Here is an 11060-nt window from a genome sequence, read left to right as displayed (position 1 = left end):
TTTTTATCTAATTCCAAATATTTTTTAATCTTTTTTTAATCTTTTTTATAACTACCTAAAAAACACCTCTTTAAAAAAACTCAACCCGCTAAAAAAATAACTACACACTCCCTTCGATACCAAAATAGCTATGTGAAAGTAACATCTTAAAATACCTTACATATATATTGTATAGAAATTGGGTTTACAATATCTTTGCTGCCGCACATTTTCACTTGTAAGAAAATGATATAAACTTATACATATAATGATTAAAATTACATTACCTGACGGTAGCATTAAAGAATTCGAAAAGAATAGCACACCTATAGAAGTAGCTAAAAGCATTAGTGAAGGCTTAGCTCGAAATGTTATTTCTGCAAGTTTTAACGGAAAAACTATTGAAACCTCTACCCCACTTAGCTCAGATGGCTCTCTAGTTTTATACACCTTTAATGATGATGAAGGAAAAAAAGCATTTTGGCATTCTTCTGCCCACGTGCTAGCACAAACCATATTAGAATTTCACCCTAACGCAAAATTAACTATTGGACCAGCAATCGAAAATGGCTTTTATTATGATTTTGATTTAGGCGAAGAAGTTATTTCTGAAAAAGATTTTCCTGCAATTGAAAAGCGTTTTTTAGAATTAGCTCGTGAAAAAGCACTATTTAAAATGCATAGCGTTTCAAAAGCAGATGCTTTATCGTATTACGAAAAAAGAAAAAACCCCTATAAAGTTGAATTAATAAGTGGCTTACAAGATGGCGATATAACTTTTTGTGATCACAGTAATTTTACCGATTTATGCCGTGGCGGACATATACCAAATACTGGTTTAATAAAAGCCGTGAAAATAATGAACGTTGCTGGTGCTTATTGGCGTGGAGATGAAAAAAACAATCAGCTAACTCGGGTGTATGGAATTTCTTTTCCTAAGCAAAAAATGTTAACGGATTACTTAGAACTTTTAGAAGAAGCCAAAAAAAGAGATCACCGTAAATTAGGAAAAGAATTAGAGTTGTTTACCTTTTCACAAAAAGTAGGACAAGGATTACCATTATGGCTGCCGAAAGGAGCTGCTTTACGTGGTCGTTTAGAAAACTTTTTAAAAGAGGCTCAAAAAAAAGCAGGTTACGAAATGGTAATGACCCCACATATTGGCCAAAAAGAACTTTATGTAACCTCTGGTCATTATGCAAAATACGGTAAAGACAGCTTTCAGCCAATTACAACCCCAAAACCCGATGAAGAGTTTTTATTAAAACCTATGAATTGCCCGCATCACTGCGAAATTTATGCTCACAAACCGTATTCATATAAAGACCTACCTAAACGACTTGCCGAATTTGGCACAGTATATCGTTACGAACAAAGTGGCGAATTACACGGATTAACTCGAGTACGTGGTTTTACACAAGACGATGCACACATATTTTGCACCCCCGAGCAATTAGACACCGAATTTAAAGAGGTTATCGATTTGGTTTTATATGTTTTTGGATCATTAGGTTTTAAAGATTTCACCACTCAAGTATCTATCAGAGATATGGAAAATCTAGATAAATATATTGGGGATGCCGAAACATGGGAAATTGCAGAACAAGCTATTATTAATGCTGCAAAAGATAAAAACTTAAATTATGTAATTGTTGAAGGTGAAGCTGCTTTTTACGGCCCTAAATTAGATTTTATGGTAAAAGATGCTTTAGGCAGAAGCTGGCAACTAGGCACCATTCAAGTAGATTATAATTTACCCAAACGTTTTGACCTACACTATAAAGGCATTGACAATAAACTACACCGCCCTGTAATGATACACAGAGCTCCATTTGGCTCTATGGAACGCTTTATAGCCGTTTTACTAGAACATACAGCTGGAAATTTCCCTCTTTGGCTAACTCCAGACCAAGTTATTATACTGCCAATCAGTGAGAAATATCAAAAATATACCGAAAAAGTTTTACATTTGTTAGAAAATTCCGAAATTCGCGCCCTCGTAGATTATAGAAACGAGAAAACAGGTCGTAAAATACGTGATGCGGAACTTAACAAAATACCTTTTATGGTTATTGTTGGAGAAAAAGAGGAGCAAAACAACACCGTATCGGTAAGAAAACATGGAGAAGGAGACATAGGAACTTTTACTGTTGAAGAGTTTATTTCACTAATACAGAAAGAAGTTGAAAAAACATTGGTTCCTTTTAAACAAAGTAATTAAGATAGTAATTTTAAATTTATAAGTCATAGCAATTAGAAGAAAAAAGTCGAGAAGACCTTTGCGTGTGGTAAAAGAAGACCCACACAGAATTAATGGTAAAATTAGAGATGTAGAAGAAGTTCGCTTAGTAGGCGACAACGTAGAAGTAGGGGTATATCCGCTTTCTAAAGCCAAAGAAATTGCTCAAGAACTTGAGTTAGACTTGGTAGAAATTTCACCCAAAGCGGTACCTCCTGTATGTAAAATTATTGATTATAAAAAGTTTTTATACGAACAAAAAAAGCGTGAAAAAACATTAAAGTCAAAAGCAAGTAAAGTTACCGTAAAAGAAATTCGTTTCGGGCCTCAAACCGATGATCACGATTACGAATTTAAAAAGAAACACGCTATCAAGTTCTTAAAAGACGGAGCTAAACTAAAAGCATTTGTGTTTTTTAAAGGACGTTCAATAATATTTAAAGAGCAAGGGCATATTTTACTATTAAAATTAGCTCAAGACTTAGAAGAATTTGGAAAGGTAGAACAAATGCCAAAATTAGAGGGTAAACGTATGACGATGTTTATTGCTCCTAAAAAAGTAAAATAATTTGAGAACTTAAAAGTACAAAGTTCTCAACTAACAATAATAAGCAAGATAAAAACGAAAGACAAAGATGCCTAAAATGAAAACCAAATCTAGCGCCAAAAAACGTTTCAAGTTAACTGGCTCTGGAAAAATCAAAAGAAAGCACGCGTTTAAAAGTCACATCTTAACCAAGAAGTCTAAAAAACGTAAGCTTAAGTTAACGCACGATACATTAGTACACAAGTCTGATGAATCTAACATTAAGCAACAATTATTATTAAAATAATTGTTTGCTAGGGAATTTAATTATTAACCATGGAGTTAGGCCTATAAAAGAATTATAAATTATGACTTTTTTAAGTTTGTAATTAAATAATCGCCTACTACAAAAACCATTTTTGAATTATGCCAAGATCAGTAAATTCAGTAGCTTCAAGAAATAGAAGAAAAAAAATATTGAAGCAAGCAAAAGGCTACTTCGGACGTAGAAAAAACGTTTATACAGTAGCAAAAAATGCGGTAGAAAAAGCAATGCTATATGCATATAGAGACCGCAAAAACAACAAGAGAAACTTCCGTTCATTATGGATTCAACGTATTAACGCTGGAGCTCGTGAATATGGAATGTCTTACTCACAGTTTATGGGTAAAATAAAAGCTAATGACATAGAGTTAAACCGTAAAGTTTTAGCTGATTTAGCAATGAACAACCCAGAAGCTTTTAAGGCCATTGTAGATAAAGTAAAATAAGTTTATAACCCTTGCTTATAAATAAAAGGGGCGTCTAAAAGGTGTGTGTTACTTTGGGTATTTTTTATACTTAATAACCGTTAAAAAACACTTTTTAGATGCCTCTTTTTTTATTGTGTTTTGTATTAGCCTCCAATAGTACTCATACTCTCGAAAGAAGAATTATTTAAGCGATTTGCTTCAGCAACAAAACCGTTTTTGGGCTTTTGTTTTACCAATGACAAAAAAAGTTCTTTTAAATCTTCATTACTTGCGCCCTTTCTAATAAAACTTCGCAAATCAAAAACACCATTATCAAATAAACAATTTTTAAAAAGTCCAGTAGGTGTAATTCTAATTCGATTACAATCATTGCAAATAGTACGTGTATAAGCGGGTATAATACCTACTGTACCTTTATGATTTTTAACAGAAAAATTATACGAAGTTGAGCTTTTTTCTACAGATATTTTTTCTAGCGAAAATTCAGACTCTATTTTTTTTAAAATTTTTTGATAATCCCAATTATCAGATGAAGTGCGTTTTTTTTCACCATTAAAAGGCATCTCTTCAATAAATCGAACAGCAATATCTTTTTGTTCGGTTAACGCCACAAAATCTAATATTTCATCCGTATTAAAACCCGATTGCACAACTACATTTAATTTTAAAGACAAACTACTTTCTTCTAAAACTTGCAGGGTTTTATAAACCTCATCAAAAACATCTCTTCGTGTAATTTTAGCAAATTTATCTTGTTGTAAACTATCAATGCTTAAATTAATACTTTTAATTTTATCTAACTTTTCTAGTTCTTCTATATGATTAGCTATTAAAGCTCCATTAGTAGTAATATTTATCTGAGTTAACAAATCATTAAAAGACAGCATTTTTAAAAAACCTACAAAGTCTTTTCTAACAAAAGGTTCTCCTCCAGTAAGCCTTACTTTAGTAACTCCTAATTCGGTTAATACCCGAATAATTCGATACATTTCTTTGTAACTCAATAATTCTTTTCGAGCAACAATAGCAATACCCTTAGCAGGCATACAATATCGGCATCTAAAATTGCACCGATCGGTTACTGCTAACCGAGCATACGTAATTTTTCTTCCAAAGGTATCTTGTAACATACTCATTGTGTAAAAATACAAATTCTAAATTGCTTGATTAGCCTAAAAACAATAAAAATTGTACTTTCGTTTTATGACTGTTTCACTAGAACTTCAAATAAAAACATTACCCCATTCACCAGGTGTTTATCAATATTTTGATAAACATAATATTGTTATATATGTAGGAAAAGCAAAGGACCTAAAAAAAAGAGTTTCATCGTACTTTACAAAGCAACACGAAAACGGAAAAACACGGGTACTCGTAAAAAAAATTGTTAGAATTGAACATATTGTGGTAAATACTGAAACAGATGCTCTATTGCTAGAAAACAACTTGATAAAAAAATACCAACCCCGATATAACGTACTTTTAAAAGATGATAAATCATATCCGTGGATTTGCATAAAAAAAGAACGGTTTCCTCGAATTTTTTCTACCCGACGTGTTGTAAAAGATGGTTCAGAATATTTTGGGCCTTACACCAGTGTTAAAACTGTAAAAACCTTACTCGATTTAATAAAAGAATTATATCCGCTACGAACCTGTAATTTCGATTTGAGCGATTCAAAAATAAAGGCACATAAATACAAAGTATGTTTAGAGTACCATTTGAATAATTGTTTAGGTCCTTGCGAAAATTTACAAACCGAAAAAAGCTACCAAAATAACATTCAAGAAATTCGAAATATTATTAAAGGAAATTTTAAAGACAGCTTAGCTAAATTTAACCAATTAATGAATGATTTTGCTGCCGATTTAAAATTTGAAGAGGCACAAAAAATAAAAGAAAAAGTAACCTTATTACAAAATTATCAAGCAAAATCTACAATAGTAAATCAATCAATTAACAACGTAGATGTGTTTTCTATTGTTTCTGATGAAACATATGGTTATGCTAATTTTTTTAAAATAATGAACGGCGCAATTATTCAGTCATACACCACCGAAATCAAGAAAAAATTAGACGAAACCAACCAAGAATTATTAGAGTTATTCATTGTAGAAACTCGCCAACGATTTAATTCATCATCTAAAGAAATTTACACGCCTTTTAAAGTTAATGTAGGAACTAACATAAAGGTTACTGTACCAAAGCTAGGCGATAAAAAACGAATTGTAGAGCTTTCTGAAAGAAATGCTAAATTTTACAGACAAGAACAATTTAAACAACTAAAAATTGTTGACCCTGACCGTCATATAAAACGAATTATGACACAGATGAAAAAAGACTTACGCCTACAAAAAGAACCACGGCATATCGAATGTTTCGACAATTCTAACATTCAAGGAACTCACCCTGTGGCAGCTTGCGTAGTGTTTAAAGATGGCAAACCCAGCAAAAAAGACTATCGTCATTACAATATAAAAACAGTTGATGGCCCAAACGATTTTGCCTCAATGGAAGAAGTTGTTTTTCGCCGTTATAGCCGCTTGTTAAAAGAAAACGAACCTCTACCCCAACTTATTATTATAGACGGAGGAAAAGGACAATTATCTTCAGCCTTAAAAAGTTTAGACATTTTAGAATTACGTGGAAAAATTGCAATTATTGGAATTGCTAAACGGCTAGAAGAAATTTATTATCCTGAAGACCCTGTACCTTTGTACCTCGACAAAAAATCTGAAACTTTAAAAATTATTCAGCACTTACGAAACGAAGCGCACCGATTTGGCATTACCTTTCATCGAAACAAACGTAGCAAAAGTGCTATAGTATCAGAATTAGAACAAATTCCAGACATCGGCAAGCAAACTATTACAAATTTATTACGTAAATTTAAATCGGCTAAACGTGTAAAAAATGCTTCGTTTACCGAACTGTTAAATGTTATTGGAAAAAACAGAGCACAAAAGGTGTATCAATATTTCCATTCATCAGATAAGCCCTCTGAAAAAGGCATTAACACTAATTGAAAAATGAAAAGAAAACTGTTGCTTATATTTTGGTGCATTCCTTTGTTACTGCTAGCTCAAAAACAGCCTAAAGTTGGATTGGTATTGAGTGGTGGTGGTGCTAAAGGATTTGCATATATAGGCGTGCTTAAAGAATTAGAAAAAGCAAACATACAAATAGATTATATAGGTGGCACCAGCATGGGAGCTATTATAGGTGGGTTATACGCTGCGGGTTATAGTGCCGAACAAATTGAAAAAATTATTCTTAAAACCGATTTTTCCAGCATTATACAAGATAAAATTCCGCGAAGCGCAAAACCTTTTTTTGATAAAGAAAACGCTGAAAAACACGCCATTTCACTCCCTATTCGAAATAATATTATAGGCTTACCTCGCGGTGTTTCAAAAGGGCAAAATATATTAAATTTTTTAACTGAGTTACTCGCTCCGGTAGACAGCATAACAGATTTTTCAAAACTTCCTATTCCTTTTTTTTGCGTTAGCACTAATATTGAAAATGGCGAAAAAGTAATATTAGAAAAAGGGTCTTTACCTTTAGCTTTACGAGCCAGCGGATCGTTTCCTACCCTATTAAACCCTGTAGAAATAAATGGTCAATTATTAATAGATGGAGGCATTGCTAACAATTTTCCTGTTGACGAAATGAAAAAAAAGGGCGTTGATATAATTATAGGCGTAGACACCCAAGGCAAATTGATAAAACGAAAAAAACTAACTTCTATCGTATCTATTTTAAATCAGATCATTAATTATCAGATGTATCAGAAAAGTGATTTGCAAAAAAAGCTTGTCAACATCTATATTCGTCCCAACGTTTCAGAATACTCTGTGGTAGATTTTGAAAAAGAAACCGCTATTTTAAATCAGGGGGTAAAAGCTGCTAAACCAATGATACCTGTTTTTGATAGTATTGCTAAATTGCAAATCAACAAAAAACCACGACCAAAAATTGTTCTAAAAAATAAACTTTTTTTACTTGATAGAATTGTTGTTAACGGAAATAAAAATTACACAAAAAACTATATTTTAGGAAAACTACAATTAAAAGAAGGCGATTCTATTTCGTACAAAATACTTGCTGAAAAAATAAATAATTTAACTGCTACAAACAACTTTAATAGAATTGACTATAATTTTACAAGCTCTTTTAAAGGAAAAAAACTTACTTTAAAAGTAAAAGAATCTGAAGTTAATTCTTTTTTACGTATTGGACTACACTACGATTTACTATACGAATCAGGTGTTTTACTAAACTATACCCACAAACATTTTCTCTTTAAAAATGATGTTTTTTCGGTCGATGCAATTGTAGGTGATAAAGTTAGAGGTGACCTTAACTTTTTTGTTGACAATGGGTTTGGCTGGAGTTTTGGTGTGAAATCACGGTATAATAATTTCAGTGCTTTTTATCCATTTAACTCAAATTCGATTAACAAAATAAACATACGTTATCAAGATTTTACCAATACTTTTTATACTCAAACAGCATTTGATCGCAAATTTGCTCTAGGCTTAGGCATAGAGTATAAACACATACAAGCTACTTCAGAAAACTTAATAACTAATAGCAACAACAACAAAACCACATTTGACGACAGCGGGTATTTAAATGTCATTTCATATTTAAAATTAGACACTTACGATAAAATTTATTTTCCTACAAAAGGGTTTTATGGGCAAGCTACCTTTCGCTGGTATTTGGCATCAAATAGAAACGATAAAATAAAAACTCTAGTACCAAATGCTGAGAAGTTTAACCAATTTTCTCAAATCAACGGAAAAATAGGGGTAGCTATACCTGTTTGGAAACATTTTACATTTCAATATATCAGCGAAGCAGGCTTAACTTTAGGTGAAGAAGCCTCTCAAGTATTTGATTTTCGTTTAGGAGGCTATAACCAAAATTATATAAATACATTTGTTCCCTTATACGGTTATCAAATAGGCACCCTTAGTGAACAATCTTTTTTAAAATCAGAGTTTAATTTTCGATATGCTTTTGCTAAAAAAAACTATTTATCTTTTATTGCTAATTACGCTCGGATAGAAAATAATATTTTTAATAACTTAGCTTTATTTGATAATATAAAGTCAGGTTATGCTTTAGGGTACAGTTTAGATACTTTTTTAGGTCCTATCGAGCTAAAATATAGTTGGTCACCTGATACTTCAAATCATTATTGGCTGTTTAACTTAGGCTTTTGGTTTTAAAATAGGTGAGTTTATTTTGCATACCAATTTCGCAAACAAACTTCAATATTCGAATCTTTAGCATTTACTAATTCTTTAAATTTTTTAACATCACTTATCATGTCTTTTCCTTTATAATGATACGGATATACTTTCTTAGGTTTAAAAGCAAGCACTCCCTCAGCCGCCTCATTAATATCCATTGTATAAGGCAAATTCATACAAATAAAGGCAACATCTATACCGTATAGCATTTTCATTTCTTTTGTTACAGATGTGTCACCCGAAATATAAATATCAAAATCGTTAATACTAATTACATACCCATTACCTCTACCTTTAGGATGAAAAGCATTTTCAGTTTCAGGCACATTATACATAGCTACAGCAGAAAAATAAAATCCTAATCGATGTACCCCTTGTTTATTTTTTAAGTCAATGGCATTTTGTTTATATGTATAGCTTAATTGTTCTACCACAGCTTTAGGGGCTATTATAATGGCATTTTTTGCATCTAATTCTTGAATAGTTTTTAAATCGAAATGATCTTTATGAATATCAGTAATTAAAATAATATCGGGTTTTGCAATACCTGTATATGCCTCTTTTCCTCCTGTTGGATCAACATAAATGGTTTTATTATTATACAGTAAAACCAAACTAGCATGATGTATTGGTTGTATGGTTAATTTACCATAACCTGTATCAATTATATCAGGTTTGGGCAATGATGTATTTGCATACATAAACACAAACGAAAAAAAAGAAATAAAAAACATATATATTTTCACATCAATAAATTTAAATTAATTATTTTTTGTTTTGTTAGTGCAAACAATATACCAAAACCAACTCAAATAATAAACATATTAAATCTATAGATTTTGTAAGTTATTTAAATAAAGTGTATTTTTACCCAATGCTTTCTAAAAAAACAAAATACGGATTAAAGGCTCTAGCCTTTATTGCAAGGCAACCTAAAGGCACAAAAGTGCAAATAGCTACTATATCTGAAAACGAAAATATATCTCGCAAGTTTTTAGAAAGCATATTGCTAACCCTACGTAAAAGTGGTTTTTTAGGAGCTCAAAAAGGAAAAGGCGGCGGATATTATATGCTAAAAGACCCCGCTGATATAAAAATGACCGAAGTTATGCGAACTTTAGAAGGCCCTATAGCTCTTTTACCCTGTGTAAGTTTAAATTTCTACGAAAAATGTAACGATTGTAACGACGAAGCTACCTGCTCTGCCCATAAATTAATGGTTCAAGTTAGAGACAACACCCTTCTGATATTTCGCAATAACACGCTTGCCGATATTATATAAGTATATAATTTTTAACTATTATTTTCTTATATCTCATTTTTTTACTGAATTTATCTTGATAATGGTTAAATCGAAAATAAAAATGAAAATTTCTGAATATAGCCTTATGTGTTTTTAAGAATTATACCTAAACAAATACAAGCAATAAAAACTACTATTACATAAAATAAGAACTACTTGCCCCCCTATTACAACATATACAATTGTAAACAATTTACAAAAGCAAACCTTGATTTTTCATTACGTACATAAAGCTTACTTTTACTGTAGCCTGCTTCAAAATTCAGAGGGGGTCACTCCTATAACTTTTTTTACATAACGGGTAAAAAATGAACGACTAGAAAAATCCATTTGATCAGCTATTTCTGAAATATTTACTTCTGGATTTTCAAGAAGTAATTCTAACCGTTCTTTGGTATATTGCTGTATCCACTGCGAAGCAGTAATGCCTGTTGTTTTTTTACAAATATGATTTAAATATTTAGGCGTGATAAATAATTTTTCAGCATAAAACTGCACCTCTCTTTTTTGCATACAGTACTTATCTAATAATGCTGTAAAACGTTCATATAAAGTACCTGATTGAAGACTATATTTATGCTCTTGATATAAATCAGAAAAAACATGCCACATTTCAAGAATAAAAATTCGCATTTGTAGCTTTAGTTTTTCTTCGTAATAATGATGATTTATTTCTGTAAATACGGCATTTAAATCTTCAAAATTATTTTTTATTTTTTCACGCGATATTTTATTCCTCAAATGTTTTACCGGAAATTTTCTTGAGTATAAAATTGCATTAATACTTTGATTTTGGTCAGGAATATTTTCTTTCAAAAAATTAGACTCAACCAATAACACACTCGCTATAAACATCTATCTAAAACTATCTACCCCCCTAGTAAGCCTATACCGCTTAAAGCAACCTTATTAAGTAAAAAGTTAAAATTTAATTATTTTTTAAATAAATTCTTTTGTAATTAAAAAGTTTACTTACTTTTGTTGGCGTTAATCCT

Annotated in this window: 10 protein-coding genes; 7 read left to right on the top strand and 3 right to left on the bottom strand. The window is 31.3% G+C overall.

Annotation, left to right across the window (positions count from 1 at the left end; translation table 11 throughout):
- Nucleotides 1–247 precede the first annotated feature (247 nt).
- The 4 genes from thrS to rplT all read left to right on the top strand — a co-directional run bounded on the left by thrS (nucleotide 248) and on the right by rplT (nucleotide 3515).
- The gene (gene thrS, locus AB2B44_RS10430; protein ID WP_369049528.1) at nucleotides 248–2200 is read left to right on the top strand and encodes a threonine--tRNA ligase; all 1953 of its coding nucleotides are present in this window, start codon (nucleotides 248–250) and stop codon (nucleotides 2198–2200) included.
- A gap of 58 nt (nucleotides 2201–2258) precedes the next feature.
- Nucleotides 2259–2786, top strand: a complete 528-nt coding sequence (gene infC / locus AB2B44_RS10425) for a translation initiation factor IF-3 (RefSeq protein ID WP_369049527.1) — start codon at nucleotides 2259–2261, stop codon at nucleotides 2784–2786.
- Between the two features lie 67 nt (nucleotides 2787–2853).
- Entirely contained in the window at nucleotides 2854–3051 is a 198-nt protein-coding gene (rpmI, locus tag AB2B44_RS10420) for a 50S ribosomal protein L35 (protein ID WP_369049526.1), read from the top strand.
- A 119-nt stretch (nucleotides 3052–3170) separates the two neighbouring features.
- The gene (gene rplT / locus AB2B44_RS10415; protein ID WP_369049525.1) at nucleotides 3171–3515 is read left to right on the top strand and encodes a 50S ribosomal protein L20; all 345 of its coding nucleotides are present in this window, start codon (nucleotides 3171–3173) and stop codon (nucleotides 3513–3515) included.
- 125 nt (nucleotides 3516–3640) lie between these two features.
- On the opposite strand, the gene moaA is transcribed toward rplT, so the two are convergent.
- Nucleotides 3641–4633 carry a GTP 3',8-cyclase MoaA gene (moaA, locus tag AB2B44_RS10410; RefSeq protein ID WP_369049524.1) on the bottom strand — a complete coding sequence of 331 codons (993 nt, stop codon included), beginning with the start codon at nucleotides 4631–4633 and terminating at the stop codon, nucleotides 3641–3643.
- Between the two features lie 67 nt (nucleotides 4634–4700).
- Here moaA and uvrC point away from each other — a divergent pair, with 67 nt between their 5' ends.
- Entirely contained in the window at nucleotides 4701–6524 is a 1824-nt protein-coding gene (uvrC, locus tag AB2B44_RS10405) for an excinuclease ABC subunit UvrC (RefSeq protein WP_369049523.1), read from the top strand.
- 3 nt (nucleotides 6525–6527) lie between these two features.
- Nucleotides 6528–8738, top strand: a complete 2211-nt coding sequence (locus AB2B44_RS10400; protein ID WP_369049522.1) for a patatin-like phospholipase family protein — start codon at nucleotides 6528–6530, stop codon at nucleotides 8736–8738.
- A gap of 11 nt (nucleotides 8739–8749) precedes the next feature.
- Here AB2B44_RS10400 and AB2B44_RS10395 read toward each other — a convergent pair whose 3' ends face one another.
- A complete protein-coding gene (locus AB2B44_RS10395) occupies nucleotides 8750–9508 on the bottom strand; it encodes an MBL fold metallo-hydrolase (protein ID WP_369049521.1) in 759 nt (252 codons plus the stop codon).
- 128 nt (nucleotides 9509–9636) lie between these two features.
- Here AB2B44_RS10395 and AB2B44_RS10390 point away from each other — a divergent pair, with 128 nt between their 5' ends.
- A complete protein-coding gene (locus tag AB2B44_RS10390) occupies nucleotides 9637–10044 on the top strand; it encodes an Rrf2 family transcriptional regulator (protein WP_369049520.1) in 408 nt (135 codons plus the stop codon).
- A gap of 276 nt (nucleotides 10045–10320) precedes the next feature.
- Here AB2B44_RS10390 and AB2B44_RS10385 read toward each other — a convergent pair whose 3' ends face one another.
- The gene (locus AB2B44_RS10385; RefSeq protein ID WP_369049519.1) at nucleotides 10321–10920 is read right to left on the bottom strand and encodes a helix-turn-helix domain-containing protein; all 600 of its coding nucleotides are present in this window, start codon (nucleotides 10918–10920) and stop codon (nucleotides 10321–10323) included.
- Nucleotides 10921–11060: the final 140 nt, after the last annotated feature.

It is taken from the genome of Tenacibaculum sp. UWU-22, assembly GCF_041021355.1.
GTDB lineage: Bacteria > Bacteroidota > Bacteroidia > Flavobacteriales > Flavobacteriaceae > Polaribacter.
The sequence above is the reverse complement of the archived record's forward strand: the minus strand, read 5'-3'. Positions and strand labels throughout refer to the sequence as shown.